Source organism: Mesorhizobium sp. RCAM 06353 (assembly GCF_059683585.1).
Genome location: NZ_CM185031.1, coordinates 323,919 through 350,821 on the forward strand (window position 1 = coordinate 323,919; position 26,903 = coordinate 350,821).

26 protein-coding genes and 1 pseudogene are annotated in these 26,903 nt (G+C 62.2%); 17 read left to right on the forward strand and 10 right to left on the reverse strand.

What is annotated here, in order from left to right; all coding sequences use genetic code 11:
• Positions 1–2: 2 nt before the first annotated feature.
• From AC56QX_RS01405 to AC56QX_RS01420, 4 genes are all read right to left on the reverse strand, one after another.
• Positions 3–1,520 (reverse strand): type II and III secretion system protein family protein, encoded by a 1,518-nt coding sequence (locus tag AC56QX_RS01405; RefSeq protein ID WP_497113381.1) that lies wholly within the window; start codon positions 1,518–1,520, stop codon positions 3–5.
• Positions 1,517–2,332 (reverse strand): Flp pilus assembly protein CpaB, encoded by an 816-nt coding sequence (cpaB, locus tag AC56QX_RS01410; RefSeq protein ID WP_497113382.1) that lies wholly within the window; start codon positions 2,330–2,332, stop codon positions 1,517–1,519. The genes AC56QX_RS01405 and cpaB overlap by 4 nt, the downstream gene beginning before the upstream one ends.
• 217 nt (positions 2,333–2,549) lie before the next feature.
• On the reverse strand, positions 2,550–3,068 hold the full coding sequence (locus AC56QX_RS01415) for an A24 family peptidase (RefSeq protein ID WP_497113383.1): 519 nt from the start codon (positions 3,066–3,068) through the stop codon (positions 2,550–2,552).
• Positions 3,069–3,251: 183 nt separating this feature from the next.
• A complete protein-coding gene (locus tag AC56QX_RS01420; RefSeq protein WP_027043512.1) occupies positions 3,252–3,428 on the reverse strand; it encodes a Flp family type IVb pilin in 177 nt (58 codons plus the stop codon).
• Positions 3,429–3,784: 356 nt separating this feature from the next.
• Between AC56QX_RS01420 and AC56QX_RS01425 the strand changes: the two genes are divergently transcribed.
• From AC56QX_RS01425 to AC56QX_RS01435, 3 genes are all read left to right on the forward strand, one after another.
• Positions 3,785–4,207 (forward strand): pilus assembly protein N-terminal domain-containing protein, encoded by a 423-nt coding sequence (locus AC56QX_RS01425; RefSeq protein WP_497113384.1) that lies wholly within the window; start codon positions 3,785–3,787, stop codon positions 4,205–4,207.
• A 141-nt stretch (positions 4,208–4,348) separates the two neighbouring features.
• A complete protein-coding gene (locus tag AC56QX_RS01430) occupies positions 4,349–4,939 on the forward strand; it encodes a TadE/TadG family type IV pilus assembly protein (RefSeq protein ID WP_497113385.1) in 591 nt (196 codons plus the stop codon).
• Positions 4,940–4,973: 34 nt separating this feature from the next.
• Positions 4,974–5,597, forward strand: a complete 624-nt coding sequence (locus AC56QX_RS01435; protein ID WP_497113386.1) for a TadE/TadG family type IV pilus assembly protein — start codon at positions 4,974–4,976, stop codon at positions 5,595–5,597.
• A gap of 6 nt (positions 5,598–5,603) precedes the next feature.
• On the opposite strand, the gene AC56QX_RS01440 is transcribed toward AC56QX_RS01435, so the two are convergent.
• Positions 5,604–6,527: a phosphate/phosphite/phosphonate ABC transporter substrate-binding protein gene (locus tag AC56QX_RS01440; RefSeq protein WP_497113387.1), complete on the reverse strand. Its 924-nt coding sequence runs from the start codon at positions 6,525–6,527 to the stop codon at positions 5,604–5,606.
• A gap of 130 nt (positions 6,528–6,657) precedes the next feature.
• Between AC56QX_RS01440 and AC56QX_RS01445 the strand changes: the two genes are divergently transcribed.
• The 9 genes from AC56QX_RS01445 to AC56QX_RS01485 all read left to right on the forward strand — a co-directional run bounded on the left by AC56QX_RS01445 (position 6,658) and on the right by AC56QX_RS01485 (position 16,413).
• Positions 6,658–7,899 carry a phosphopentomutase gene (locus tag AC56QX_RS01445; RefSeq protein ID WP_497113388.1) on the forward strand — a complete coding sequence of 414 codons (1,242 nt, stop codon included), beginning with the start codon at positions 6,658–6,660 and terminating at the stop codon, positions 7,897–7,899.
• Complete coding sequence (gene mutM, locus AC56QX_RS01450; protein ID WP_497113389.1) at positions 7,892–8,782, forward strand: bifunctional DNA-formamidopyrimidine glycosylase/DNA-(apurinic or apyrimidinic site) lyase; 891 nt, start codon at positions 7,892–7,894, stop codon at positions 8,780–8,782. The genes AC56QX_RS01445 and mutM overlap by 8 nt, the downstream gene beginning before the upstream one ends.
• 32 nt (positions 8,783–8,814) lie before the next feature.
• Positions 8,815–9,588 carry an enoyl-CoA hydratase gene (locus AC56QX_RS01455; protein ID WP_497113390.1) on the forward strand — a complete coding sequence of 258 codons (774 nt, stop codon included), beginning with the start codon at positions 8,815–8,817 and terminating at the stop codon, positions 9,586–9,588.
• A gap of 181 nt (positions 9,589–9,769) precedes the next feature.
• Positions 9,770–10,036 carry a 30S ribosomal protein S20 gene (gene rpsT / locus AC56QX_RS01460; RefSeq protein WP_027043520.1) on the forward strand — a complete coding sequence of 89 codons (267 nt, stop codon included), beginning with the start codon at positions 9,770–9,772 and terminating at the stop codon, positions 10,034–10,036.
• An 858-nt stretch (positions 10,037–10,894) separates the two neighbouring features.
• On the forward strand, positions 10,895–12,439 hold the full coding sequence (gene dnaA / locus AC56QX_RS01465) for a chromosomal replication initiator protein DnaA (RefSeq protein ID WP_497113391.1): 1,545 nt from the start codon (positions 10,895–10,897) through the stop codon (positions 12,437–12,439).
• 362 nt (positions 12,440–12,801) lie between these two features.
• A complete protein-coding gene (gene dnaN / locus AC56QX_RS01470) occupies positions 12,802–13,920 on the forward strand; it encodes a DNA polymerase III subunit beta (RefSeq protein WP_497113392.1) in 1,119 nt (372 codons plus the stop codon).
• A 78-nt stretch (positions 13,921–13,998) separates the two neighbouring features.
• Entirely contained in the window at positions 13,999–15,138 is a 1,140-nt protein-coding gene (gene recF, locus AC56QX_RS01475) for a DNA replication/repair protein RecF (protein ID WP_497113393.1), read from the forward strand.
• A gap of 31 nt (positions 15,139–15,169) precedes the next feature.
• Entirely contained in the window at positions 15,170–15,922 is a 753-nt protein-coding gene (locus AC56QX_RS01480) for a molybdopterin-synthase adenylyltransferase MoeB (RefSeq protein WP_497113394.1), read from the forward strand.
• A gap of 2 nt (positions 15,923–15,924) precedes the next feature.
• Positions 15,925–16,413, forward strand: a complete 489-nt coding sequence (locus tag AC56QX_RS01485; RefSeq protein ID WP_497113395.1) for a GNAT family N-acetyltransferase — start codon at positions 15,925–15,927, stop codon at positions 16,411–16,413.
• Positions 16,414–16,440: 27 nt separating this feature from the next.
• Here AC56QX_RS01485 and AC56QX_RS01490 read toward each other — a convergent pair whose 3' ends face one another.
• Positions 16,441–17,442 carry a 2-hydroxyacid dehydrogenase gene (locus AC56QX_RS01490; protein WP_027043526.1) on the reverse strand — a complete coding sequence of 334 codons (1,002 nt, stop codon included), beginning with the start codon at positions 17,440–17,442 and terminating at the stop codon, positions 16,441–16,443.
• 148 nt (positions 17,443–17,590) lie between these two features.
• Here AC56QX_RS01490 and AC56QX_RS01495 point away from each other — a divergent pair, with 148 nt between their 5' ends.
• Entirely contained in the window at positions 17,591–18,151 is a 561-nt protein-coding gene (locus AC56QX_RS01495; protein ID WP_497113396.1) for an SH3 domain-containing protein, read from the forward strand.
• On the opposite strand, the gene AC56QX_RS01500 is transcribed toward AC56QX_RS01495, so the two are convergent.
• Together AC56QX_RS01500 and irrA are read right to left on the reverse strand one after the other, a co-directional pair.
• A complete protein-coding gene (locus AC56QX_RS01500) occupies positions 18,141–18,521 on the reverse strand; it encodes a DUF4260 domain-containing protein (protein WP_497113397.1) in 381 nt (126 codons plus the stop codon). The two genes, AC56QX_RS01495 and AC56QX_RS01500, sit on opposite strands and share 11 nt — an antisense overlap.
• Before the next feature lie 10 nt (positions 18,522–18,531).
• A complete protein-coding gene (irrA, locus tag AC56QX_RS01505; RefSeq protein ID WP_497113398.1) occupies positions 18,532–18,981 on the reverse strand; it encodes an iron response transcriptional regulator IrrA in 450 nt (149 codons plus the stop codon).
• Positions 18,982–19,224: 243 nt separating this feature from the next.
• Here irrA and fabA point away from each other — a divergent pair, with 243 nt between their 5' ends.
• From fabA to AC56QX_RS01525, 4 genes are all read left to right on the forward strand, one after another.
• Positions 19,225–19,740 (forward strand): 3-hydroxyacyl-[acyl-carrier-protein] dehydratase FabA, encoded by a 516-nt coding sequence (gene fabA, locus AC56QX_RS01510; protein ID WP_010913332.1) that lies wholly within the window; start codon positions 19,225–19,227, stop codon positions 19,738–19,740.
• 49 nt (positions 19,741–19,789) lie between these two features.
• A complete protein-coding gene (gene fabB / locus AC56QX_RS01515; protein WP_497113399.1) occupies positions 19,790–21,010 on the forward strand; it encodes a beta-ketoacyl-ACP synthase I in 1,221 nt (406 codons plus the stop codon).
• A gap of 33 nt (positions 21,011–21,043) precedes the next feature.
• Positions 21,044–21,847, forward strand: a complete 804-nt coding sequence (gene fabI / locus AC56QX_RS01520) for an enoyl-ACP reductase FabI (RefSeq protein ID WP_477223017.1) — start codon at positions 21,044–21,046, stop codon at positions 21,845–21,847.
• Positions 21,848–22,011: 164 nt separating this feature from the next.
• Entirely contained in the window at positions 22,012–23,556 is a 1,545-nt protein-coding gene (locus AC56QX_RS01525; RefSeq protein ID WP_497113400.1) for a putative bifunctional diguanylate cyclase/phosphodiesterase, read from the forward strand.
• A gap of 17 nt (positions 23,557–23,573) precedes the next feature.
• On the opposite strand, the gene AC56QX_RS01530 is transcribed toward AC56QX_RS01525, so the two are convergent.
• Together AC56QX_RS01530 and pnp are read right to left on the reverse strand one after the other, a co-directional pair.
• On the reverse strand, positions 23,574–24,584 hold the full coding sequence (locus AC56QX_RS01530) for a class I SAM-dependent methyltransferase (protein WP_497113401.1): 1,011 nt from the start codon (positions 24,582–24,584) through the stop codon (positions 23,574–23,576).
• A gap of 69 nt (positions 24,585–24,653) precedes the next feature.
• Positions 24,654–26,802, reverse strand: a pseudogene (gene pnp, locus AC56QX_RS01535) (polyribonucleotide nucleotidyltransferase).
• Positions 26,803–26,903: the final 101 nt, after the last annotated feature.

The following is a 26,903-nucleotide window of genomic DNA, read 5'->3' on the forward strand; positions in this document are numbered from 1 at the left end:
ATTCACTTGTAGATGAAGCCGACAACGCCGTGGTACCGGCCGTTGGGCTTGTCGGTCTGCATGGTGCCGTAGACGCGATTGACCTTGCCAAGGAACATGCCGGCGCCGTCGCTCGGAGGATTGAAATTATCGTCCGGCTTGGCGAGATCATTGCGCGCCACCGGCTTCGTCAGATAGGGCGTGATGATGATGACGAGCTCACTTTCGTTGCGCACGAAGTCCCTGCTGCGGAAGAGCGCTCCAAGCACGGGAATCTTCGTCAGTCCCGGCAAGCCGTTGACGGACTGCCTGACATCATCGCGAACCAGGCCGGCGATCATCATGGAACCGCCGGAGGGCAGTTCGACCGTCGTATCGGCAAGGCGCTTGCGTAACGACACAATATTCGTGCCAGGGCTCGTCACGCCATTGGAAAGCGACACGGATCCTTCGGTCGTCGGCTCCGAAACCGAGGTTCTGACCTTCAGGCTGATGCGGCCGGGAGACAGCACGACCGGCTGGAATTCCAGGCCGATGCCATACTCGATCTTCTCGATGGTATAGGTTGTCAGGCCAGTCTGGTTGTCGGTGGATACGTTCTGGGAGACGCCGCTCACCATGTTGTACTCGCCACCGACTTTGAAGGTCGCCTTCTCGCCGGATACGGCGGTCAAGGTTGGCTCAGCCAGCGTCTTCATGACCCCGGACTCTTCCATGGCGTTGATATAGGCCTTCAGTGACGAGTTGCCGATGCTGAGGCCCGAATTCGACAGCGCCTTGCCCAATCCCGTGAAATTGTCGCTGATCGCACCATAGCTGATACCATTGCTGCCGCCGTTGCCGATCATGTTGACACCGAGCTGTTTCATTACCGAGCGGCTGACCTCGGCGACGGTAACCTTCAGCGTGACTTGGTCGTCACCAATGATCTGCAGCAGATTGACGATCTTGCTGGTACGGCGTTGCTGGTCGGGGTTGTTGATGTCGACACCGCTTTGGGCCGAGCCGCCTGCCGCGGTCTGCGAATATTGTCCGGTCGTCGCCTCACCGCCCGATACGAAGATCGTCGCAAGGTCGACCGCGCGTTTGGCGTCCAGCGGCGTATCGACCGTTCCTGTCAAGACGACGTTGTCGTTCAGCAGTTCCACCTTGATGTCCGAGGTCGGAATGAAGCGCTTGATGTAGTCTTCCAGGCCCGCGACGTCGCGTTCGACGGCCAGATCCAGGCTGGCGATCTGTTCGCCGTTCGGACCGAAGACGAAAATGTTGGTCTCGCCGACCGCCTTGCCGAACAGGTAGATACGCCTTGCGGTGCGGGTCACCGCATCGGCTACGGTCGGATTGGCGACAAGAATGTCGTAGGCATCGCTGGGCAGGTCTATGACCACTGATTTGTTGAGGCCGAGCTTGACCCGCTGGCTGGCGGTCGTGGCCGTCACATGCGTGCTCTTCGCCTCGACAACGCCCTGCACATTCGTTCCGACGAGCAGCAGGCCGAATGCCGCGGCTGCGATTGCCGGCAGTTTATCGCTTAGCCTCATTTCCTTGCCCCTACTTCGGAAACTTCACCCGACTTGATCAGTCTCACCGTTCCCTTGCGGCCATTGCCGGAAACGAGATAGTCGGCCTCGTCCACATTCTTTTCCTGGGTGTCCGTGATCGCCCGCAGCGCCAGCGTCAGGCGATCCGCCATCTGCTGGGCAACGGTGATGATCTCCGCCTGTTTGGGCGTGAGCTCCAGCGTGGCGGTCTGGCCAACCCTGGTCTTCTTGCCCTCCTCGTCCTCCTGGATGGTCTGGTCGATTGCCAGGACGCGGATGTTCTTGAGGATGGTTTCGGTGTTGAAGCCGGTGCCGCCGCCACTGGCATCCGCCCTGCGGGTCATGATGACGTCGACGAAATCGTTTGGAAGGATGAAACCGCCGGCCGAAGTGTCGGCCGATATGGTTGTGGCGACCGCCCGCATCCCGGAAGGCAGGATGGACGACATGAAGCTTTGCCCCTCGCCGATCAGTTTGGAGCGCCGCACGGGCTCGCCCGCGTACATCGGCACACGGGCAATCGACCCCTTCAATTTCTCCAGGGCGTCGGGAGCATTGGTCTTGGTGATGAAATTCGCGTTGACGCCGTCGGCCGGCCAGGATTGCCAGGAGATGTTGTTCTGAAGCGCATTACCCATCAAGACATCGCCCGAGAGCACAAGAACGTCCTGCAGGGGCACGGCAGGAGCCCGGGGGCCGGAATCGACGACGATCTGCGGCGGTGGGGCAGCGACCATATTTTTTGCGACATAGCCAGCGCCGCCCGCCGCAGCCACCGCCACGCTCAGAATAATAAGTCGGGATGCTGGCATCTGTCCGAACCCTCGCCCTTGGCAAACCACGTAGCCAAGCCGGACTTTGCAGCGGCAATCGTCAAAACAAGGTTAATGTAATGCTTACGATCGTGATTAATTTAACGTTTACATAAATTAGCTGGATCGCCTCGCCACGAACGCAAAGGGCCGGCCACGGCTCTTTTTCAAAGGGGTCGGGCAGCGCGGTCCGGGGGTAACGGAAATCAGATCGTGTTCAGCTTGCAAGCCTTGCTAGCGCCCACACCATCAGGGGCGAATCCGGATAGGTCAGCAGGCCGCCAAGGCCGAGCGCGATCCCATAGGGGACCCCGGTGGTGTCATCGGCGAAATGACGCAGGAATGCATTGCGGCCGGTAATAACCGCCAGCGGCGACTTCCGGTAAATCAGGATGGCGAGCGTTAGCAGGCCGCCGATCATTGTCGAGACAACAAGGTATTCGACGAGATGGATGTTCAACCCCATCCACACGGCTGTTGCGGCCAGCAGCTTGGCGTCGCCTCCACCCATGCCACCCATGGCGAACAGGCCGAACGTCACGGCAAGGACCAGGGCGCCGGCGGCGAAATGCCAACCGTAGGCTGCCCAGTCCATACCCGTCAGCGGTGCAACCAGCGCGAAGACGACGACAAGCAGTACCGAAACGCGGTTGGCAATCGTCATCGACAGCATGTCGGAGATCGCGGCAAACAGCATGCAGAACGGAAAGACGACGAAGATCAGGGCTTCAAGCATCGGTGTCGCGCCTAAGGTTCAATTCCAATGAGCCAAGCCTAGGTATTTTCAATTAACGATTGATGAGGTGGTTCCCTAAAAATCGGGGCCAGGACTGACTGTGAAGCAGGTAAAACGAAGCAAGGGCCGCCAGTGGGCGGCCCTTGCTGTAAGAAACAAGCTGATTGTCAGCAGTACGGCAGATCAGCTGCCGCTGGAGTTCAGCGTTGTGCCGATCGAGGTGAACTTGGCGTTGATAGCGTTGCCAAGGGCGCCGGCGCCGGTGATGATGGCAAGCGCGATGAGAGCGGCGATCAGACCATATTCAATAGCGGTCGCGCCGGATTCGTCCTTCACGAAACGTGCAAAAAGGTTAGACATTTGAGAGCTCCTACTCCACGTGTTACAGCACTTCCGTCAACTTCTGTGATGGTTGATCGGATGCTTGCCAATCTAGGGAGAAGCTCTTTCGATCGGCTTAATAAACAGCCTTACCGATTCCTTTCCCGGCGCGAACGGAGTGCGTGGTTAACTCCATGCTAAGCGCCGGCTAAAGTGCCGTTTCCCGGGCCAACGCCGCAAAAGGCAAGGGCTTGAGGAAGCTTGCAACCCGGCATGGGTCTGGCCATGCGAGCAACCATGCCGATCGCCACATCCGGCACCAGCAAGCCTACTTAACCGTTGGTTCACCAATCTCGTTCATGTTCCGTTGAACAGTTTGCTTGTGGAGCGCCTCGATGGCCGTGCAGAGATCCTCAATCCTGATTGCCGTGCTTCTTGCCGCCACGAGCTTGATCACGCCCGCCAGAGCCGCGGCCGATATAGAAGTCACCATGAATCAGGCCAAGATCGTGAAACTGTCGCGCCCAGCCGACACGATCGTCGTCGGCAACCCGGCAATCGCCGATGCCTCGGTTCAGGACGCCTCGACGATCGTGCTCACCGGCAAGGGTTTCGGTGTCACCAATCTCGTTGTTCTCGACCAGGAGGGCAGCCCGATTGTCGACGCACAGATTACCGTCGTGCGGCAGGCAGCCTCGTCGGTTCGCATTTACCGGCGGGCCGAGGTCCAGACCATGTCTTGCACGCCCTATTGTGAAAGCTCTTACAAGAGCGAGGCCGAAAAATCCTCCGAAGCCGAGATGAGCGTCAGCAGATAGGCCTGCGCGGCTCCGGCATGCGCCCCAGGTTACCGGCCGGTTAAGACACGCGCGCCGACTTTAACGATCATTCAAACCGGACCTCAATTGGTTTGCGCTAATACACCTGTCGGAACCGTCCAGGGGTGGCAGGAACAAGGTATGGGCAACGAATTCGGCTCGACAGGTCAGCACAAGGTGGAGCGCGGCGGGTTTTTGAAGCGCTTCGTTCGCAACCGCCGTGGCAGCACGGCCATCGAATTCGCGATTCTTGCAGTGCCGTTCGCGCTTCTTGTCTTTGGCATCCTTGAAAGCTGCATCTCTTTTGCCGGCCAGGAAGTGATGGCCAACATTACCGACGATGTTGCGCGCCAGTTGCGCACGGGCCAGTTGAGACCGGCCGATGTCGCCGGGAGCAAATTGACGACCCTGATCTGCGGCAGACTGCAGATCATCGTCTCGACGGATTGTCCCGATCAGCTGCTCGTGGACCTTCGCGAGTATCCGACTTTCGCGGATGCGGCCACCGCGGGCTTCAAGATCCAGAACGGTGATGTGGTGCTGATGCAAGGCACGAATTCACAGACTTTCGCAAACACGCCTGGCCTGGCGGAATCGAAGAACATGCTGCGGGTCTTCTACAAATGGCCTGTGGTGACCGATCTGATGGCCAAGTCGATGGCCAATCTGAATGGTGGCAGGACGCTGCACTTTGCGTCGGTGACCTGGCAGAACGAGCCGTTCGACAATTGAGTACGGAAGCACCAACAAGAAAAAAGGCAATGGCATGATGCGTGCGGGGGCACATCCGGGAATGGCAGGACTCTGGAGCAAGGCAGTCGGATTCTGCTCCAATCGCCGTGGGGTGGCGGCGGTCGAGTTCGCTCTTATCGTTCCTATCCTGCTGGTCATGTACTTCATGACGATGGAGGCTTCGCAGGCCATCGAGACCAGCAAGAAGGTCAGCCGCATCGGCAGCATGGTTGCCGACCTCGTCACGCAGCAACCGACCATCGTCAAGGCGGATCTCGACGCCATCATGAAAATCGGCACCTCGACCATCCAGCCCTACAACCGCTCGACGCCGAACATCACCATCACGGCAATACAGGTCACCACCGATGCGACGCCCCTGGTGAAGGTGGTGTGGTCACGCAAGGTTGCCAGTGGCGTTTATAGTGTCGGGGCCGCCGCAGGCACAGCCACCACGGTTCCGACAACGCTCAAGGTGGCCGGCACCTTCCTCATCCGCGTCGAAAGCAATCTGAGCTATTCGCCGATGATCAACTGGCAGTCGGACACCCAGCAAAAGCTCGGATTGACACAATCGCTCACCACGACGATCCCGATGGGCGAGACCTACTATCTGCGCCCGCGCAGAAGCCTGACGATCCCCTGCGGCGATTGCTGAAGACTTTTACTGCTGGCCACCAGTTGTCGACACCAGGCGCACGATCGCTTCCGCCATCGCATAATCCTTTGAGGCCACGATCAGAAAGCCGCCGGAGTGTTTCGATTCCAGGAGATCGTAAACATCCGGCGTCGTCGATTTGAGGTTGGTCAGGAACACGGTCAGCCGACGCTTGGCTTCCGGGTCGAGATCAGTGCGTACGGCATGGGGACCGTACCTCAGCAGGCCCGACATCCACACGACCTGGAGAGCCGACGGCGAAAGGCCGGCTGCTTCGAGCCTTGCCTGCGTGCCATCAGATAGCAGCGGCTGACCGTCGGCTGCTGCCCTCACCCAGCCGAACGAGGCGTCAGCCTGGCCGTCGACAAGCATGGTTTCCGCCGCGGACGTCGAATCGGCATGGATCAGAAACGGGGCATCCTCAGCGATCTTGACGTGTTCGGCGGCCAGCTCCGCCAGCGGCAAAAGCGAACCCCCGACGCTGTCCGGCGGCGGCATGGCGATCCGGTGCGTCTCCATCGTCGCCAGATCAGACAGCTTGCCGTCCCTGGTCAGCAGCACGGAACGGATGCCAGCCGCACCGTCGGAATCAACCGGCGCCACAAGCGGCTCGATGCACCCACAGCGCTGCAGCGCCGTAGCGTAGGCCGTCGCCGAATAGATGGCGTACTCGATCCGGGCGTTGGCCTGCGCCTCGATCAGTGCCGCATAATCGCGCGCAACGACGAACTCCACCTTCATGCCAAGCGCGTTGGTAAAGGATTGCGTCAACAGCGCCAGCCCCGGAACGGTGTTGCCGGCGCCAGGCTCGGCGACGATGCCGATGCGAAATGTGCCTATATCATCGCGCCAGTCGGCCCGCGCCGGACCACACCAGAGCGCGCCATGCACGACCATGAGAGTGGTGCACGCCTTTAGCGCAGCGTTCATGGCAAGACGGTCCTGCGTTTTATTCGATCCATGCCCACTATTGCGCCAAGCCCTTGCCGTTTGGTTTCCGATTTGCCAATGCCGCCGTGGAACCCTATGTCTGGGCGTCCACACTGGCAACAATGACCCGATGGCGCGTGCTTTCCTCTTTGTCCTGGATTCCTTCGGCATCGGCGGCGCGGCCGACGCCGAACGCTATGGCGACGCCGGCGCCAACACGCTCGCACACATCGCCGAAGCTTGCGCGGAAGGGCGCGCGGATCGCGAGGGGCTTCGAGAAGGGCCGCTGTTTGTCCCGCACATGGCATCGCTCGGACTTGGCAAGGCGGCCGAGACGGCGACAGGATTGGGTTTTGCCCATTTCGGGACGGATCTGCTCGCCGATGCCTTCCATGGCGCGGCTCAGGAAATTTCGAGCGGCAAGGACACACCCTCCGGACACTGGGAGATCGCCGCCCTGCCAGTGCGGTTCGACTGGGGTTATTTCCCGGATACGGTTCCCGCCTTTCCGGCTGATTTGACCGCGGCGATGATCCGCGAGGGCGAGGTTTCAGGCATTCTCGGCAACTGCCATGCGCCGGGCACAGAGATCATCGAACGGTTCGGTGAGGAACACATCCGCACCGGCAAGCCGATCTGTTACACCTCCGTTGACTCGGTCCTGCAGATCGCCGCGCATGAAGTCCATTTCGGCTTGGAGCGGCTTTATGAATTCTGCCAGGTGGTGCGCCGGCTGGTCGATCCGCTCAGGATCGGACGCGTGATCGCGCGGCCATTCGTCGGCGAGACCGCCGCCACCTTCCAGCGGACCTACAACCGCCATGACTACGCCGTGCCGCCGCCGGAGCCGACCTTGCTCGACCGGCTGACGGCGCGGGGAAGCCGCGTTATCGCCGTTGGCAAGATCGGCGACATCTTCGCCCATCGTGGGATTTCGGAAGTGCGCAAGGCCGCCGGCAACATGGCCATGTTCGACAAGGCGCTCGGTGCGATGGATGATGCCGGTGACGGCGATCTCGTTTTCGCCAATTTCGTCGATTTCGACACTGAATTCGGCCATCGCCGCGATGTCGCCGGCTATGCCGCCGCGCTCGAGGCCTTCGACCGGCGGTTGCCGGAAGCACTCGCAAAGCTGCGGCAGGGCGACCTTCTCATCCTGACGGCCGACCATGGCAATGATCCGACCTGGCGAGGGACAGATCATACGCGTGAACGCATCCCGGTGATCGGCGTGGGACCCGGTTTGAGAGGTGGCGACATCGGACTGAGAACGACATTCGCCGATATCGGGGAGACCATCGCCGAACACCTCGGGCTGGCGCCCGGCCGCCACGGCACTTCTTTCCATGCGCTGATTGGCGGCCATGCCTGAATTGCCCGAAGTCGAAACAGTGCGGCGTGGCCTGCAGCCGGTCCTGGAAGGTGCCCGTATGACCAAGGTCGAGGCGCGACGGCCGGATCTGCGCTTTCCCTTTCCCGAACGGTTTTCGGAAAGGCTGACTGGCAGGACCATCACGGCGCTCGGTCGCCGGGCCAAATATCTGACCATGCATGTGCAGGACGGCCCGGTGCTGATCTGCCATCTCGGCATGTCGGGCTCCTTTCGCATCGAGACCGATGACGACGCCGAGACACCCGGCGTGTTCCATCACGAACGCTCGAAAAGCACGGCGCACGACCATGTCGTGTTCGATGTCGTCGGTGCCAACGGCGCCCGGTCCCGCGTGATCTTCAACGACCCGCGCCGCTTCGGTTTCATGCTGTTTGCGGAAGGTCCGCCGGAGACACACCCGATGCTGGCCGGGCTGGGCGTTGAGCCCACGGGCAATGCGCTGGACGGCGTGCTGCTCGCCTCGTTGCTGAAAGGCCGCAGATCGCCGCTGAAGGCAGCGCTTCTTGACCAGAAGCTGATCGCGGGACTTGGCAATATTTACGTCTCGGAGGCACTCTGGCGTGCCGGCCTGTCGCCCTTGCGCGAGGCTGGCACCATCGCCAAGCCGGGCAAGAAGGCCAAGGAACAAAGCGAACGCCTGGCCGAGGCGATCCGCTCGGTCATATCGGATGCCATCGCCGCCGGCGGGTCGTCGCTGCGCGACTATGTGCACACCGACGGATCGCTGGGCTATTTCCAGCATTCCTTCGCCGTCTACGACCGCGAGGGTGAGCCTTGCCCGAAGCCCGGCTGCGGCGGCCACATCGAGCGCATCGTGCAGAGCGGACGCTCGACCTTCTATTGCCGGACGTGTCAGAGCTGAGTTAGACCGGGGTCTAGCGAGGAGAAGCAGCCATGGCCTATGAAACGATCATCACCGAGACGCGCGGCAAGGTCGGACTGATCACACTGAATCGGCCAAAGGCGCTCAATGCGCTGAATTCCCAGATCCTTGCTGAACTCGTCGCAGCCGTGAACGGCTTCGGCGCCGATCCTGGCATCGGCGCCATGGTTGTTACCGGTTCCGACAAGGCCTTTGCCGCCGGTGCCGACATCAAGGAGATGCAGGCGATCTCCTATGTGGACGCCTACAGCCAGGACTTCTTCGCAGGTTGGGAAGAGTTCACGCGCACACGAAAGCCGATCATTGCGGCAGTGGCCGGCTATGCGCTGGGCGGCGGATGCGAGCTGGCTATGATGTGCGACTTCATCATCGCCGCCGACACCGCCAAATTCGGCCAGCCCGAAATCACGCTCGGCGTCATTCCCGGCATGGGCGGGTCGCAACGCCTGACCCGGTTCGTCGGCAAGTCGAAGGCGATGGACATGTGCCTGACCGGACGGATGATGGATGCAGCGGAAGCCGAGCGCTCAGGGCTGGTGTCGCGGGTGGTGCCCGCAGCCGAGCTTGTCGAGGAGGCGGTCAAGGCGGCGGCCAAGATCGCCGGTTTCTCGCTGCCGTCGGTGATGATGGCGAAGGAGGCCGTCAACCGTTCCTATGAGACGACGCTGGCCGAGGGATTGCGGTTCGAACGCCGCCTGTTCCACTCGCTTTTCGCGCTCGAAGACCAGAAGGAAGGCATGGCCGCCTTCGCCGAAAAGCGGAAGCCGAATTTCACCAATCGGTAGAGCGTTGCCGGCTAGCGATCGAAACCCTGTGGCGTCGGCCAAAAAGAACGCCAGGCAGCGTTGACGCGCCGGAAAAGCTGAACTATAAGCCGCACCAACCGAGGCGGCCCTGTGGCTGCCCGTTTGTTTTTTGCGCCCTGCGGCATGCCGCGTGCGCCGACCAGATCAGAAGAGAGGCATCATGGCCAACACATCCTCGGCCAAAAAGGCAACGCGCAAGATCGTCCGCCGCGCAGCGATCAACAAGAACCGCCGCTCGCGCGTGCGCACCTACGTCCGCCAGGTCGAGGAGGCACTCGCCTCCGGTGACAAGGCTGCCGCACAGGCCGCTTTCAAGGTCGCCGAGCCGGAATTGATGCGTGCCGCGACCAAGGGCGTGATCCACAAGAACACCGCGTCCCGCAAGGTGTCGCGTCTGGCCGCGCGCCTCAAGGTGCTGTCGGCCTGACATCGCCTTTACAGATTAAGCTTTCTTTGAAACCCGGCCGGTCGTGCCGGGTTTTTTCGTTTGCCGGCAAGTACTTAAAAAGAATGCTCGGAAACGGTGCCCAAAGCGGATTTCAGTATTCGAAATGCTTTGCCGGCACATGCATGCCTGCAGATGGTTGACATGCTTGCAAAGTGGCGGCTTGAAAATTCTTAATCATCAAAAATAAGCTATATTTTTCATATAGTTAGCCATGGTCATCCACAGCTTGTCCACAACGCCACGAAGGGACGGGAGGACAACCGGCTGTCAAGCAAATTATTTCAGAATATTTCGCGCCGGCCCGACTTTTTCATATTCGCCGGAAAAGGGTTTGAATCACAATGGCTTTGTCAAAATATGCCGTCGCGGCATGCGGCTCGAACCAGCCCGAGGTAACCAGATTCCTTAAAAATCAGTTAGGGGTGGCCTTGCCCTATCCACAGCGATTTCGGTAATGTTGGGTCATCAAGAGGGACGGGCCCGTGGCCCTTAACCCAGTCCGAATCAGCCAGCGTAAATTGGCCGGATTTGCAACGCGGATCAAGTCCGTGAACGGGATTGGTTTGTCTTTTTTGATGTGGGTAAGGGGACTGGCGTAACTAGACATGGCAGGTAGACGGCGCGCCGGCGCTCTTTCGCCGGACGGTGTTGTATTGCCCTGACATACCCAACGCGGACTGGCTTCCATGGGCCGGCACCGGTTCCCTCCGAATAGTGGGCGACGTTCATTGCCGGCGGCGGCAACGGGCATCGTAGCGAAGACATAGTCGCTGGAAAAACGGATGCAGGAGGCGCATCCCCAGCGAAAACGGGTACAGAAAAGCAAGGAACTCGATCATGCAGAGCGGCATCGAAAGGGAGCTTACGGGCGACCTCCCATTTCCTGGAACTTTGATCGGAGCAAACGAAATGGCGGTCTCCAGTGACGCCGAACAGAAGTTCGACCGGGTCAAGACCCAGTTGAAGGCGCGTCTGGGGGCTGAAGTCTATTCGAGCTGGTTCGGCCGCATGAAGGTCGCGGAGGCGTCCAAGGGCATTGTCCGCATCTCGGTGCCCACCGCGTTCCTGCGCTCGTGGATCAACGGCCACTATCTCGACCTCATCTCCGAACTGTGGAAGCAGGAGGATGCCGATCTCCTCAAGATCGAGATCGTGGTGCGCACGGCCACCCGCCAGGGGCGCAGCCATGTCGAACCGGAATTGGCGCCGGCACGCAAGATGACACGACAGACGCAGACGGCGCTGGCCGCCGGCACTGTGAGCCCCGGCAGGGTGGAACGGCCCCCTGTGCCGCGCCCGGGTGCGGCCGTCGAGACCGAGTTCCGCCACAACGTGCTGGGATCCCCGCTTGATCCCCGCTACACGTTCGGTTCCTTCATCGAAGGCCCGTCGAACCGGGTGGCCTTCGCCGCCGCAAAGGCCGTGGCGGAATCGCAGTCCAGCGCCGTGCGCTTCAACCCGCTTTTCCTGCACGCGACCGTCGGGCTCGGCAAGACCCACCTGCTGCAGGCCATCGCGGCGGAATCGCTGAAGCAGAACCCGAAATCCCGCGTCGTCTATCTCACCGCGGAATATTTCATGTGGCGGTTCGCCACTGCGATCCGCGACAACAATGCGCTGACGCTCAAGGAGCAGCTGCGCGACATCGACCTCTTGATCATCGACGACATGCAGTTCCTGCAGGGCAAGTCGATCCAGCATGAATTCTGCCATTTGATCAACATGCTGCTCGACAGCGCCAAGCAAGTCGTTGTCGCCGCCGACCGGCCGCCGTCCGAGCTGGAATCGCTCGAGCCGCGCGTCCGCTCGCGCCTCAATGGCGGCGTTGCGCTCGAAATGTCGGCGCCCGATTTCGCCATGCGCCTCGGCATGCTAAAACTGCGTCTGGCCACGGCCAGGGTCGACGACGCATCGCTCGATATTTCCGACGAAATCCTCAACCACGTCGCCCGCACCGTGACCGGCAGCGGACGCGAACTGGAGGGCGCGTTCAATCAGCTGCTGTTTCGCCAGTCGTTCGAGCCGCAGATCACCATCGATCGCATCGATGAGATCCTCGGCCACATCTATCGCACCGGCGAGCCGAAGCGGGTCCGCATCGAGGATATCCAGCGCATCGTGGCGCGCCATTACAACGTGTCGAAGACCGAATTGCTGTCCAACCGGCGCACGCGCACAATCGTCAAACCACGGCAGGTCGCCATGTACCTGTCGAAGGTGATGACGCCGCGCTCCCTGCCCGAAATCGGACGGCGCTTCGGCGGCCGCGATCACACCACGGTGCTGCACGCGGTGCGCAAGATCGAGGACCTTTCCGGCAACGACAACACGCTGGCACAGGAACTCGAGCTGCTGCGACGGCTGATCAACGACCAGGCCTGACCGGTCCGGCACAGGCAAGCCAGAACCGCACTGGAATTCAATGGCTTGCCTGCCCGGCCGCGACCCTGAAATGGGCTCGCGGCCCAGACCAATTCCAGGAACAGTGTGAAACGGTTTTCCTACAGGAATTGTGTCAAAACAAAGCCTGGCGACGATCTGGATTCGGGATTCAGCACACTGGCCGGCGGTCATCCAGGCCTTTATCCCCAGAAAGCCCGCGCAGCTGGCCCGAACCGGTGGCGCGGGCTTGCGTTTGCTGGCTTTTTCCTGTCAGTTTACGCAGATTCTGAGCCTGTTCAGACCTTTCGCGGGGCGCCGCCAGCCGGAGACCCGCTCATCCTTTCAAGCGAGCCTGTTTCGTCATGCGTGTTATCCTGGAACGGTCAAATCTCCTGAAGTCGCTCAACCACGTCCACCGTGTGGTCGAACGGCGCAACACGATACCGATCCTGTCCAACGTGCTGCTCAGCGCCGAGGGCGCCAGCCTCGAAATGAAGGCGACCGATCTCGACCTGGAGGTGACGGAAGCGACGCCAGCCAAGGTGGAGCGCGGCGGGGCGACGACGGTTCCGGCGCATCTGCTCTACGACATCGTGCGCAAGCTTTCCGAAGGCGCAGAGGTGATGCTGAAGACGGATGAGGACGGCAACGCCATGACGGTGACGTCGGGCCGCTCGAGCTTCCGGCTGCAGTGCCTGCCGCAATCCGACTTCCCCGAGCTTTCGGCCGGATCCTTCTCGCATATCTTCCGGCTCGACTCGGTTGCCCTGAAGGGACTGATCGAAAAGACGCAGTTCGCCATTTCCACCGAAGAGACGCGCTACTATCTCAACGGCATCTACCTGCACACGCATGAGGTCGGCGGCAAGCTGAAGCTGCGCTCGGTGGCCACCGACGGCCACCGCCTGGCGCGCGCCGAAATCGACGCGCCGGCGGGTTCCGAGGGCATGCCGGGCATCATCATTCCGCGCAAGACGGTGAGCGAGCTGCAGAAGCTGGTCGACGATCCGGATGTCGCCGTGACGACCGAACTGTCGGACACCAAGATCCGCTTCACCATCGGCAGCGTGGTCCTGACCTCGAAGCTGATCGACGGCACCTTCCCGGATTATCAGCGGGTCATTCCGACGGGCAACGACAAGAAGCTGATCATCGACCGCCAGAGCTTTGCCGCCGCGGTCGATCGCGTCTCGACCATTTCCTCCGAACGCGGCCGCGCGGTGAAGCTTTCGATCAGCGAAGGCCAGGTGACGCTTGCGGTCAACAACCCGGATTCGGGCAGCGCCACCGAGGAACTGGCGGCCGACTATTCGTCCGACCCGATCGAGATCGGCTTCAACGCCAGATACCTGCTCGATGTCGCAGCGCAACTGACCGGCACGGAAGCCAAATTCATGCTGGCCGATGCCGGTTCGCCGACGCTGATCCACGACATGGCCGACGAGACCGCGCTTTACGTGCTGATGCCGATGCGGGTGTAGCCAGCGCTGCATCATCGATCCGGCTCTGCGAAGGGACCGGCAGTGGAAACAATGGCGACTTCTACAGGCGGATAGCGGTTGCCGGCACAAACCCATATAGGTAAGCTTACACTTACTAATTTCCGCAACTATGCGACGCTGACGATCGATCTCGCACCGGGCGCCGTGGTGTTTTCCGGCGACAATGGCGCCGGCAAGACCAACCTCCTCGAAGCGATTTCTTTTCTGACGCCCGGTCGCGGCCTGCGCCGTGCGCCTTACGCCGACGTCGCACGCGAAGGCGGCGACGGCGGCTTTGCATTGCACGCCCGGCTCGACGGGCCCGACGGCCAGATCGAGATCGGCACGGGCATTTCGGTCGGCGAGGGTGAAGGCGGCAGGCGGGTTCGCATCAATGGCGCAACGGCCCGATCGGCCGAAGACATGCTGGAATGGCTGCGCGTGGTGTGGCTGACACCGGCCATGGATGCGCTGTTCACCGGACCGGCCGCGGACCGCCGGCGCTTTCTCGACCGGCTGGTGCTGGCGATCGACCCCGGCCACGGCCAGCGCGCGCTCGACTACGAGAAGGCGATGCGCGGCCGTAATCGTCTGCTTACCGAGGGTTCGCGAGATGACCGCTGGTTCGAGGCGATCGAGACACAGATGGCCGAAACCGGCGTCGCCATTGCGGCAGCGCGCGCCGAACTGGTGCGACTGCTCGCCGCCATGATCGACAGGCTGCCCGACACGGGACCGTTCCCGCAGGCCGATATCAGCCTTTCGGGCGATCTGGAAACCGCGGTTTCCACCGCGCCGGCGGTCGATGTCGAGGAGCGGTTCCGCCGGGCGCTTGCCGGTGGCCGTGATCGCGATCGTGCCGCGGGACGAACGCTCGAAGGCCCGCACCGTTCCGATCTCCTGGTGAGGCACAGGCCCAAGGCAATGCCTGCCGAACTCTGTTCGACCGGCGAGCAGAAGGCATTGCTGGTCGGCATCGTCTTGTCGCACGCCCGGCTGACCGGCGAAATGTCGGGCATGACGCCGATCCTGCTGCTCGACGAAATCGCCGCTCATCTCGACGGCGGGCGGCGGGCAGCGCTGTTTTCGATCCTGGAGGAGTTGAACTGCCAGGCCTTCATGACGGGAACCGATGCTGCGTTGTTTTCCAGCCTCAAGGGGCGTGCGCAGTTCCTGACCGTCGACCACGGCACGGTTGGGCCAACCGAAGACGCCTGACAAGGTTTTTCAGCCGCTATATGCTCCTGACATGACCACCGCGCTCACCGCCGACGAGATCGAACGCTATGCCCGCCACATTGTGCTGCCCGAGGTCGGCGGCGCCGGCCAGCAGAAGCTCAAACAGGCGCGGGTCCTGGTGATCGGCGCCGGCGGGCTGGGTGCACCGGTGCTCGAATATCTTGCGGCGGCGGGCGTCGGCACGCTTGGCATCGTCGACGACGACACCGTGTCGCTCTCCAATTTGCAGCGCCAGGTCATCCACGGCACCGATACCGTTGGCATGCTGAAAACCGACAGCGCCAAGGCGGCAATCACCCGCATCAATCCCAATACGGCGGTCGAGACGCACACAGTCCGGCTGAACACGGACAATGCCCCTGCCCTGATCGCCGGCTATGACATCACCGTCGACGGTTCCGACAATTTCGAGACCCGTTATACGGTAGCCGACGCCTGTGCGAACGAGCGCAAACCGCTGGTGCATGCCGCCGTCGGCCGCTTCGACGGCTCGGTGACGGTGCTGAAGCCGTTCGAGAACGGCACGGATGGCAAGCCGAACCCGGGCTATCGCGATCTCTTTCCCGAAGCCCCACCGCCTGGCCTGGTGCCATCCTGCGCCGAGGCCGGCGTGCTTGGCGCGCTGACCGGCGTCGTCGGCACGCTGCAGGCGATGGAGGCGATCAAACTGATCACCGGCATCGGCGAGCCGCTGGTCGGCCGGCTGCTGCTTTACGATGCGCTCTCCGCGCGCTTCGAAACGATCCGCTACAGCAGGCGCTGATCTTGGAGCGGACCATACACCTCTCCATCGACCGCATCCCGGCGGATTTCGGTCGCTGGGACGAGGTGCTTGCCCTGATCATGCGGGCCTTCGCCTTCATGGACGGCGTCATCGACCCGCCGTCCTCGGCCCATCTGCTCACCGTCGATGGACTGCACGACAGGGCTGGGCGCGAGACCGGCTTTGTCGCTCTCGACGGCGACAGAATCGTCGGCTGCGTCTTTGCTCTCGAAAGGGAAGACGACTTTTATGTCGGCAAGCTCGCTGTCGATCCTGACCGTCAGGGGCAAGGCATAGGCCGGCGGCTGATGCGGGCGGTCGAAGGCCTCGCGCTCGACCGCGGCAAGGCGGCGCTGGAGCTGCAAACACGCATCGAGCTCACCGCCAACCATGCCGCCTTTGCCCGCCTCGGCTTTCACGAGACCGACCGGACGGCGCATGAGGGCTACGCCAGGCCGACCTCGATCACCATGCGCAAGGTCATTTGGTAAGCCTTGGCTTACGTCTAAGCGAGATCGTCAGGTTCTGAGCGGCAGCACACGATCCGGTGGACGGTGACCGTCAACGAATGCCCGGATGTTGATGATGACCTTCTCGCCCATGTCGATGCGTCCCTCGAGCGTCGCCGAGCCCATATGCGGCAAGAGCACGACCTTGTGCCTGGCGGCGAGCTTGAGCAGCTTGGCGTTGAGCGCCGGCTCATGCTCGTAGACGTCGAGGCCGGCGCCGGCGATCTTGCCGTCCTGGATCAGCTTGACCAGCGCTTCCTCGTCGATGATGTCGCCACGCGCGGTGTTGACGACATAGGCCGTGGGCTGCAGCAGCGCCAGCCGCCGCGCCGACAGGAGATGGAAGGTCGCGGGCGTCGACGGGCAATTGACCGAGATGATGTCCATGCGGGCCAGCATCTGGTCGAGGCTCTCCCAATAGGTCGCCTCCAGCCCGTCCTCGACCGCCGGCAGCACGCGGTGGCGGTTGTGGTAGTGGATGGAAAGGCCGAAGGCCTTGGCCCGCCTGGCAACGGCGGTGCCGATGCGGCCCATGCCGACAATGCCCAGCCGCTTGCCCCAGATGCGTCGGCCTAGCATCCAGGTCGGCGACCAGCCGGCCCATTTCTTGTCGCCGGTGAGCACGTTGGCGCCTTCCGCCAGGCGGCGCGGCACAGCCAGCATCAGCGCCATGGTCATGTCGGCGGTGTCTTCGGTCAGCACATTGGGCGTGTTGGTGACGGTGATGCCCTTCCTGGCGGCCGCCGCCACGTCGATCTTGTCGACGCCGTTGCCGAAATTGGCGATCAGCTTGAGGTTGTCGCCGGCTTGGGCGATCAGCGCCGCGTCGATCTGGTCGGTCACCGTCGGCACCAGCACGTCGGCTTCCTTGACCGCGGCGACCAGCTCCGGCTGCGTCATCGGCCGGTCCTCGACATTCAGCCTGGCGTCGAACAGCTCGCGCATGCGGGTCTCGACCGGGTCGGGCAGCTTTCGCGTGATGACCACGAGAGGCTTCTTTTTGCCTGCCATTGTTTCCCTCGTTGAGACCTCTTTAACCAAGACCGGCGAAACTGAAAGCCGGTCGCGGTAGCCGATTTACCCATGTAACAAGCGGTGCCGCCGAAGACAAAGAAAAAGGGGCGCCGAGGCCGAGAGGCAAGCGCCGAAAGGAACGAAAGTGTCTGGTTTCGCGTCGCTTCGCCTGACCCTCAGCGCAGCAGTTCTCGGCGCTCTCATCTATTCCCCGCTGGCCGCGGCACAGAGCGCGGCCGCACCCGCCCAGAGCGCCGTCACGCTCGGGCCGAGCGGTCTGCCATTGCCGCGATTCGTCAGCCTGAAATCCGGCCGCGTCAATTCGCGCGTCGGCCCGGGCGCCAATTACTCGGTCGACTGGATGTATATGAAGGCCGGCCTGCCGATGGAGATCATCCAGGAATTCGACACGTGGCGCCGCGTGCGCGATGCCGACGGCTCGGAAGGCTGGATCAACCAGTCGCTGCTGTCGGGACGGCGCACCGCGATCATCGCGCCTTGGCAGCGCGGCAAGGGCGCCCAGATCAATATGCTCAGAAGCCCCGACAAGGATGCCAGCGTGGTGGCGATCGTCGAGCCGGGCGTCATGGGCACGATCAAGTCCTGCGACGGCCAATGGTGCGAAATGACACTTGACGGCCACACCGGCTGGCTCGCCCAGGCGGCGGTCTGGGGCGCCTATCCCGGCGAGCGGGTCAAGGACTGAGATCGTTGCGCTTGCGCCCGATTCGGCCGAGATGGGTGTCCTGAAAGCCGGTTGACAGCTTCAGGCCGTAGCCCAGCGCACGGTCGATGGCGATGTGGGTGATCCAGATCAGCGCGACCGCGATTGCCGCCGCATGGCCGGACAGGTACCCGACGAGCAGCAGCAGCACCGGTGGTATCAGGATGTGCAGGGCGTTGTAGGCGATGGCACCGATGCGCGGCCCGCCGAGGTAGCCAAACATCGACAGGTCCGGCGCCAGGATGAGCACTGCGAAGAGCCACCAGGAAACGCCTGACCAAGCGTAGAAGACAACAGCGGCGACCGCCACAGCAGCCCATTCAAGCCTGACTATCAGGTTGAGGACTTTCATTTCTGGCCGATTATTCTGACCCCGCCGGTCGTTCCTGGCGCTTGGGCCTCACCCTCACCACGATGTCGACATTGGCGATTTCCATGCCCTCGGGCGGCTCCGGCAGATTGGTCACCGTCACGGGACCATTGGCGATGTCGAAAATCCGGTTTTCGCCTTCAATGTAGAAATGGTGGTGGTCAGAGGTGTTGGTGTCGAAATAAGTCTTGGCACCCTCGACGGCGAGGATGCGCAGCAGCCCCGCCTGGGTAAATTGGTGGAGCGCGTTGTAGACGGTGGCCAGCGACACCGGCACGCCGGCCGCCAGCGCCTCCTCGTGCAACTCCTCGGCCGACAAATGGCGGTCGCCCTTGGCAAAAAGCAGGTCGGCCAGCGCGATGCGCTGCCGCGTCGGCCTCAGGCCGGCTTCACGTACCCGCTTGTCCACAGCGACATTTTCCTTCCGGCAGCCCCGGTCCATCTGGTCTTCCAAGCTCACAGTCCCGCTTCAAGACACGCCCAGAATGGCAAAAAAATGAACGTCTGCCGAAACCGGACCCCCTGTTGACATATATTCTGTCGCCCGAATGCGATCAATAGCGCGCATTGACCCGGGCAGACTGGCGGGTTAAGCGCAAACGCCGGTTTCCGGCCTGAAACAGATTGTGTTAGGACACCAACGACAAGGGCGCGCTACCGCCCGGACGATATGGGGACGAGATTGATGGCGGGTAAATCCAGCTACGACTACGAAGAATTGCTGGCCTGCGCCCGCGGCGAGCTGTTCGGAGAGGGCAATGCCCAGCTGCCCTACCCGCCCATGCTGATGTTCGACCGCATCACCGAGATCAGCGAGACCGGCGGCGCCTTCGACAAGGGCTTCATCCGCGCGGAGTTCGACATCAAGCCGGACCTGTGGTTCTTTGCCTGCCATTTCATCGGCAATCCGATCATGCCAGGATGCCTCGGTCTGGACGCCTTGTGGCAGTTGACCGGATTCTACCTCGGCTGGCTCGGCGAACCCGGCAAGGGAATGGCGCTGTCAACCGGTGAGGTCAAGTTCAAGGGCATGGTCACACCATCGGTCAAGAAGGTCGAGTATGGCGTGGATTTCAAGCGCGTGATGCGCGGCCGGCTGGTTCTGGGCATCGCCGATGGCTGGATGAAGGCGGATGGCGAGCCCATATATGCGGCGACGGACCTGAAGGTCGGTCTGTCCAAGCAGTCGGCGGTCGCTTGACCGCAGTCCTGGCCGACCCACTGGCCAGCATCCCTGGAAGGAGTTGCGAATGAGACGTGTCGTAGTCACAGGCCTCGGCATCGTGTCGTCGATAGGCAACAATGCCAACGAGGTGCAGACCTCGCTGCATGACGCCAGATCCGGCATCAGCTTTTCCGATTCCTTCGCCGAGCACGGCTTTCGTTGCCAGGTCTGGGGCGCTCCGACGCTCGACCCGTCCGCCATGATCGATCGCCGCGCGATGCGCTTCCTGAGCCAGGGTGCTGCCTGGAACCACGTCGCCATGGATCAGGCGATCGCCGATGCGGGCCTCGGCGAAAGCGACATCACCAATGAGCGCACCGGCATCGTCATGGGCTCGGGTGGCCCTTCCACCCGCACTATCGTCGAGGCGGCCGAAACGACGCTGAAGAACGGCAGCCCCAAGCGTATCGGCCCCTTTGCCGTGCCGAAGGCGATGTCGTCGACCGCGTCGGCAACGCTGGCCACATGGTTCAAGATCCACGGCGTCAACTATTCGATCTCGTCGGCCTGCTCGACCTCGGCGCATTGCATCGGCAACGCCTATGAGCTCATCCAGTGGGGCAAGCAGGATGTAGTGTTTGCCGGCGGCCATGAGGATCTCGACTGGACGATGTCGGACCTGTTCGACGCCATGGGCGCCATGTCATCCAAGTTCAACGACAGGGCTTCCGCCGCTTCCCGCGCCTATGACGCCAATCGCGACGGCTTCGTCATTGCTGGCGGCGCGGGCGTGCTCATCCTGGAGGAACTTGAACACGCCAAGGCTCGCGGCGCCAAGATTTATGCCGAGATCGTCGGCTACGGCGCGACCTCTGACGGCTACGACATGGTGGCGCCTTCCGGCGAAGGCGCAGTCCGCTGCATGCGCCAGGCGCTGGCGACCGTTTCGACGCCGGTCGATTACATCAACACCCACGGCACCTCGACGCCGGTGGGGGATTCCAAGGAAATGGGCGCCATCCGCGAGGTGTTTGGCGAGAAGATGCCGTTCATTACCTCGACGAAATCGCTGACCGGCCATTCGCTGGGCGCGGCCGGCGTGCAGGAATCCATCTATTCGATCCTGATGATGCAAGGCGGCTTCATCGGCGAGAGTGCCCATATCGAGATGCTCGACCCTGAATTCGAGGGCATGCCGATCGTGCGCAAGCGCATCGACAACGCCAAGATCGACACCGTCCTGTCAAATTCCTTCGGTTTCGGTGGCACCAACGCAACGCTCGTTTTCCAGCGCTATTCCGCATAAGGCCTGCGTTTTTTCTAGAAGGATCTGCCAGCCATGGACGGACTGATGAAGGGCAAGCGCGGGCTTGTCATGGGTGTCGCCAACGATCATTCGATCGCCTGGGGCATCGCCCAGAAATTGTCCGAACATGGGGCGGAGCTCGCCTTCACCTATCAGGGCGAGGCCTTCGGCCGCCGGGTCAAGCCGCTCGCCGACAAGCTCGGCGCCTCGCTGGTTGTGCCCTGCGATGTCGAGGACAGCGCTTCGGTCGCCGCCACGTTCGAGACGCTGGGCAACGCCTGGGGCGGACTGGACTTCGTCGTCCACGCCATCGGCTTTTCCGACAAGAATGAGTTGAAGGGCCTTTACGCCGACACCAGCCGGGACAATTTCGTCCGCACCATGGTGATCTCCTGCTACTCCTTCACCGAAGTGGCCCGCAATGCGGCAGCACTGATGACGCAGGGCGGCTCGATGATCACGCTGACCTATGCCGGTTCGGTCCGCGTCATGCCGAACTACAATGTCATGGGCGTCGCCAAGGCCGGCCTCGAGGCCAGCGTGCGCTACCTTGCCAACGACTACGGTCCGCGCGGCATCCGCGTCAACGGCATCTCGGCAGGCCCGGTGCGCACGCTGGCCGGCGCCGGCATTTCGGACGCCCGCCACATGTTCTCCTACCAGCAGCGCAACTCGCCGCTGCGCCGTACCGTCACCATCGACGAGGTCGGTGGCTCGGCGCTTTATTTGCTGTCCGACCTCGCCTCCGGCGTCACCGGCGAAATCCACTATGTCGATTCCGGCTATCACATCGTGTCGATGCCGACGCTCGATGAGTTGAAGCAGACGGATGGTTAACCGGCCCTGAAACGGATCAAGGCGACACGCTTTGGGCAACCGTTTCGGAGAAATGGCCCATTTCCAGTAAAAAAATAATCTTCTCCAGTAAAATTGGATGCATTCGCGGAAACTCATTTTAAGAGGATTCCCGCTATAGAGCCCGGCAATCTGGGGACCTTTGAATGTCTGCCGTCAGCAACCCGAAGCGAACACCGGTGTTCCGACTGCTCACGATAGCGAGCTCGGGCATTGGCAGTTTCATCCTCGGCATCTGGGGCCTGAAGCTTGGCCTCGGTGGTGGTTTTGCCGGCATATCAGCGGACATGATGGTCGCTATCATGGCTGCGCTTTGCGCGCTGGCGGCGTCGGTGGCGGCAATGTCCTTCTTCGCCGGCGTCGATGAATCGGCGGATTTCGTCTTCAACGAAACCCATTTCGACAAGCTGACCGGACTGCTGGCGCGCCCGGCAATGGTCGGCAAGATCGCCGAGGCGGCGTGCGCGACAAGCCGAACCGGGGAACCGATGTTCCTGATCGACATCGACATCGACCGTTTCAAGCACATCAACGACGCGATCGGCTACAGCCAGGGCGATGAGTTGATCCGCGCCTTCACCAAACGGCTGCAGGGCTGTGTGCCCGCACGCGCCCTGATCGGGCGCATCGGCGCCGGCGAGTTTGCCGTGCTGCTCCCGGATCATCAGATCCAGGGAACGCTGGAAAGCATGGTCGAAAGGCTCATCGACGAGATGACCGAGCCCTATGAACTCAGCAGCCATCAGCAATCGGTGGGTCTGTCGGTGGGGATCGTCGCCATGCCCAAGGATGGCGTCGATCCAGTCCTTCTCCTGCGCCGCTCCAACCTAGCGCTGCAGAATGCGCGCGCCAGCGGCGTCGGCAACTGGTCGGTGTTCGACAGCGAGATGGGGCGTGTCGCCGATTATCGCCAATGGGTCGAATCCGAACTGCACACCGCTTTCGAACGCGGAGACTTCGACCTGCATTATCAGCCGCAGCTCGACCTGCCGACCGGCCGTATCATCGGCTACGAGGCGCTGATCCGCTGGAACCATCCCGAACGCGGCATGATCCCGCCCATGGAGTTCATCCAGATCGCCGAGGAAACCGGCATGATCAACCCGATCGGCGAATGGGTTTTGCGCAAGGCCTGCAGCGATGCCAGCCATTTGCCGGAAGACTGTTTCGTCGCCGTCAACATCTCGCCGGTTCAGTTCATGACCAAGGATTTCGTCGGCATCGTGCGTGACACAATGCGGGCCACCGGCATCAAGCCGTCGCGGCTGGAGCTGGAAGTCACCGAGACGGCGATGATGCAGGACCGCGACCGCGCGGCCGCTATCCTGAAAGAGCTTGCCGACATGGGCATCTCCGTTGCCGTCGACGATTTCGGCACCGGCTATTCCAATCTGAGCTACCTGATCGATTTTTCGTTCGGCAAGCTGAAGATCGACCGCTCCTTCGTCAGCCGCATCGATACCGATTCCAGTTCCGGTGCCGTCGTTTCGACCATTGTCGGGCTTTCGCGGGCACTCGGCGTCAGCATCATTGCCGAAGGCGTCGAGACCGAGAACCAGGCGACTTTGCTGCGCGCCGCCGGTTGCGAGGTGGTGCAGGGCTACCTGTTCGGCCGTCCGGGGCCGCTCAAGTTCAGCGCCGGCGACGGATATGTCACCGACGAGGTCAGACGTGTCGCCAATTTGCACTGAACGCGATACGCATCGTTTCAGCGCCGCGCAGAGAACACCTTGAACATGCCGTCACGGGCGAGTTCCGCGTGGCTGGCAAAGGCCGCCGACAGCACGGGCTCGTAGGGAAGCTGGCGGTTGGCGACCATGAACAGCCTGCCACCGGGCTTCAACGCCTTGGCTGCCGCGCGGATCATGCCGGCGCCGATCTCCGGCTCCGCCGCGCGGCTGCGATGGAAGGGCGGGTTCATGGCGATGACGTCGTAGCGGCGCTCGACCGGCTCGGCGAGCAGATCCGTCCAGAAGAAGCCTTGCGCCACGCTGTTGGCGAGGTTGCCCTTGGCCGCCTCCAGCGCATCGAAATCGGCCTCGTAAAGATCGAGCGCCGACAGGCCTGACCAACGGGCGGCCATCTCAGCCGCCACATAGCCCCAGCCGGCGCAGAAATCGGCCGCACTGCCGCGCAGATCACCGGGCAGGTTGTCAACCAGCAGTTTCGACCCTGCATCGACGCGATCGAAGGAGAACATGCCAGGAGCGGTGTGGAACCGGCCATCGACCAGTTGCCCGGGATTGGCGGCGCGAAGTGCCGCGACAGCTTGCATATCCACAGGGCGCCGCAGCCAGAAGGCGACGCCGTGATATTTCGGCATATGGCCGTCGAGCTGCACAAGCTCGTCGACGCGCCTGCGCAGACTTGCAATGCCATCGTCCTTGCCGCCAGCAGTGACAATCAGTCCGCCCGGCGCCACGCGCTCGAGGGCCTCGGCAATGCGCAGCTCGTTCTGGCCACGATGACGGCCGGCAAACACAAGCGCCATATCAAAGCTGCCGCCTTCCGCTTGCGGCGTGACGGCGTAACCAGATGCCTGCAGCGCGCGAAAGTACGGCCGAAAGCCTTGTACGAGATGCAGCCCTGCCTCGAAGCCTTTCGGCAGGCGAAAACCTGGCTCGGCGCCGAGGAAAAGGATGCGCTCGCCCTTTCGCGGCAAGGCAAGAGCCTCGGCCTCGAACGGATGGAAAAGCGTCTTCAGCGCCTCAGCGGACATTCCCTCTACCTTCCAAACGAAAACGGGCGCGACCTAAGCCGCGCCCGCTCCGATTTCCTGTCAGACCGCTCAGGCGGCGTTTTCTTCGCCTTCGGTCTTCTTGTCGCGAGCGACTTCCTTGCCGGTGGCCTGGTCGACGACCTTCATCGACAGGCGGACCTTGCCGCGCTCGTCGAAGCCCATCAGCTTGACCCAGACCTTGTCGCCTTCCTTGACGACGTCGGAGGTCTTGGCGACCCGGTCGTTGGCAAGCTGCGAGATGTGGACGAGGCCGTCACGCGGACCGAAGAAGTTGACGAAGGCGCCGAAGTCGGCGGTCTTGACGACCGTGCCTTCGTAGATCTCGCCGACTTCCGGCTCGGCGACGATGGTGTGGATCCACTTCTTGGCCGCCTCGATCTCCTTGGCGTTCGACGAAGCGATCTTGACCGTGCCGTCGTCCTCGATGTTGATCTTGGCGCCGGTCTTCTCGACGATCTCGCGGATGACCTTGCCGCCCGAACCGATGACGTCGCGGATCTTGTCGGTCGGGATGTGCATGACCTCGATGCGCGGTGCGAACTCACCGAGTTCGGGGCGGGCGCCGGTCAGGGCATGCGCCATTTCACCGAGGATATGGAGACGACCGTCCTTGGCCTCGGCCAAGCGCGATCTTCATGATCTCTTCGGTGATGCCATCGATCTTGATGTCCATCTGCAGCGAGGTAATGCCACCTTCGGTGCCGGCGACCTTGAAGTCCATGTCGCCGAGGTGATCCTCGTCGCCAAGGATGTCGGAGAGCACGGCGAAGCGCTCACCTTCCTTGATCAGGCCCATGGCGATACCGGCAACGGGCTTCGCCAGCGGCACGCCGGCATCCATCAGCGCCAGCGAGGTGCCGCAGACGGTGGCCATCGACGACGAACCGTTGGACTCGGTGATCTCCGAGACTACGCGCAGCGTGTAGGGGAACTGGTCAGCGCTCGGCAGCATCGGACGGATAGCGCGCCAGGCGAGCTTGCCGTGGCCGATTTCGCGGCGACCCGGCGAACCCATGCGGCCGGTCTCACCGACGGAGTAGGGAGGGAAGTTGTAGTGAAGGAGGAACTTCTCCTTGTACATGCCGGTCAGCGAATCGACATACTGCTCGTCTTCGCCGGTACCGAGCGTGGCAACGACCAGCGCCTGGGTCTCGCCGCGGGTGAACAGCGCCGAACCATGGGTGCGCGGCAGAACGCCTACTTCGGAGACGATCTTGCGAACCGTGCTCAGGTCGCGACCATCGATGCGCGAGCCGGTGTCGAGAATGTTCCAGCGCACGACCTTGGCCTGCAGTTCCTTGAACACGGAGCCAATCTGTTCGGAGGTGTACTTGGCGTCTTCGCCTTCGGCCGGAGCGAAGGCGGCCTTGACCTTCGCCTTGACGGCGTCGACGGCGGCGTAGCGCTTCTGCTTGTCGACGTTCTTGTAGGCAGCGCTGAGCTCGTCGCCGACGATCTTCAGCATCTCGGCTTCAAGCGCGGAATAGTCCGGCGCGGTGAAGTCGCGCGGCTCCTTGGCGGCAACCTCGGCCAGCTTGATGATGGCGTCGATCACCGGCTGGAAGCCCCTGTGGCCGAACATGACGGCGCCGAGCATCAGCTCTTCGCCAAGTTCCTTGGCTTCGGACTCGACCATCAGCACGGCGTCGGCGGTGCCGGCGACGACGAGGTCGAGCTTGGATTCCTGCATCTCGTCGACATGCGGGTTGAGCACGTATTCGCCGTTGATGTAGCCGACGCGCGCGCCGCCGATCGGGCCCATGAAGGGAACGCCCGACAGGGTCAAAGCGGCCGAGGTGGCGACGATCGACAGGATGTCCGGATCGTTCTCAAGATCGTGCTGGACGACGGTGACGACGATCTGGGTGTCGTTCTTGTAGCCAGCGGCGAAGAGCGGACGGATCGGGCGGTCGATGAGACGCGAAACCAGCGTTTCCTTTTCGCTCGGACGGCCTTCGCGCTTGAAATAGCCGCCCGGGATCTTGCCGGCGGCATAGGTCTTTTCCTGGTAGTTGACGGTCAGCGGAAAGAAATCGAGGCCGGGCTTGGGCTCCTTCATCGAAACGACGGTGGCCAGAACCTTGGTCTCGCCGTAGGTCGCGAGCACAGCGCCGTCAGCTTGACGCGCGATCTTGCCGGTTTCGAGGATGAGCGGGCGACCGCCCCATTCGATTTCCACTTTGTGCTGATTAAACATGTCTTGTCCTTTATATGAGGAAGGGCCGCGCCGTTTCAGCGTGCGCGGGTACCCTTTCCTCTGGCTTCCTTTCTCGGGCAGCCACGGGCAAGACAACGGGA

Excerpts from the sequence above, each read along its gene's own strand:
- AC56QX_RS01405 (WP_497113381.1), bottom strand. The coding sequence starts at position 1,520 with ATGAGGCTAAGCGATAAACTGCCGGCAATCGCAGCCGCGGCATTCGGC.
- cpaB (WP_497113382.1), bottom strand. The coding sequence starts at position 2,332 with ATGCCAGCATCCCGACTTATTATTCTGAGCGTGGCGGTGGCTGCGGCG.
- AC56QX_RS01415 (WP_497113383.1), bottom strand. The coding sequence starts at position 3,068 with ATGCTTGAAGCCCTGATCTTCGTCGTCTTTCCGTTCTGCATGCTGTTT.
- AC56QX_RS01420 (WP_027043512.1), bottom strand. The coding sequence starts at position 3,428 with ATGTCTAACCTTTTTGCACGTTTCGTGAAGGACGAATCCGGCGCGACC.
- AC56QX_RS01425 (WP_497113384.1), top strand. The coding sequence starts at position 3,785 with ATGGCCGTGCAGAGATCCTCAATCCTGATTGCCGTGCTTCTTGCCGCC.
- AC56QX_RS01430 (WP_497113385.1), top strand. The coding sequence starts at position 4,349 with ATGGGCAACGAATTCGGCTCGACAGGTCAGCACAAGGTGGAGCGCGGC.
- AC56QX_RS01435 (WP_497113386.1), top strand. The coding sequence starts at position 4,974 with ATGATGCGTGCGGGGGCACATCCGGGAATGGCAGGACTCTGGAGCAAG.
- AC56QX_RS01440 (WP_497113387.1), bottom strand. The coding sequence starts at position 6,527 with ATGAACGCTGCGCTAAAGGCGTGCACCACTCTCATGGTCGTGCATGGC.
- AC56QX_RS01445 (WP_497113388.1), top strand. The coding sequence starts at position 6,658 with ATGGCGCGTGCTTTCCTCTTTGTCCTGGATTCCTTCGGCATCGGCGGC.
- mutM (WP_497113389.1), top strand. The coding sequence starts at position 7,892 with ATGCCTGAATTGCCCGAAGTCGAAACAGTGCGGCGTGGCCTGCAGCCG.
- AC56QX_RS01455 (WP_497113390.1), top strand. The coding sequence starts at position 8,815 with ATGGCCTATGAAACGATCATCACCGAGACGCGCGGCAAGGTCGGACTG.
- rpsT (WP_027043520.1), top strand. The coding sequence starts at position 9,770 with ATGGCCAACACATCCTCGGCCAAAAAGGCAACGCGCAAGATCGTCCGC.
- dnaA (WP_497113391.1), top strand. The coding sequence starts at position 10,895 with ATGCAGAGCGGCATCGAAAGGGAGCTTACGGGCGACCTCCCATTTCCT.
- dnaN (WP_497113392.1), top strand. The coding sequence starts at position 12,802 with ATGCGTGTTATCCTGGAACGGTCAAATCTCCTGAAGTCGCTCAACCAC.
- AC56QX_RS01480 (WP_497113394.1), top strand. The coding sequence starts at position 15,170 with ATGACCACCGCGCTCACCGCCGACGAGATCGAACGCTATGCCCGCCAC.
- AC56QX_RS01490 (WP_027043526.1), bottom strand. The coding sequence starts at position 17,442 with ATGGCAGGCAAAAAGAAGCCTCTCGTGGTCATCACGCGAAAGCTGCCC.
- AC56QX_RS01500 (WP_497113397.1), bottom strand. The coding sequence starts at position 18,521 with ATGAAAGTCCTCAACCTGATAGTCAGGCTTGAATGGGCTGCTGTGGCG.
- irrA (WP_497113398.1), bottom strand. The coding sequence starts at position 18,981 with ATGGACCGGGGCTGCCGGAAGGAAAATGTCGCTGTGGACAAGCGGGTA.
- fabA (WP_010913332.1), top strand. The coding sequence starts at position 19,225 with ATGGCGGGTAAATCCAGCTACGACTACGAAGAATTGCTGGCCTGCGCC.
- fabB (WP_497113399.1), top strand. The coding sequence starts at position 19,790 with ATGAGACGTGTCGTAGTCACAGGCCTCGGCATCGTGTCGTCGATAGGC.
- fabI (WP_477223017.1), top strand. The coding sequence starts at position 21,044 with ATGGACGGACTGATGAAGGGCAAGCGCGGGCTTGTCATGGGTGTCGCC.
- AC56QX_RS01525 (WP_497113400.1), top strand. The coding sequence starts at position 22,012 with ATGTCTGCCGTCAGCAACCCGAAGCGAACACCGGTGTTCCGACTGCTC.
- AC56QX_RS01530 (WP_497113401.1), bottom strand. The coding sequence starts at position 24,584 with ATGTCCGCTGAGGCGCTGAAGACGCTTTTCCATCCGTTCGAGGCCGAG.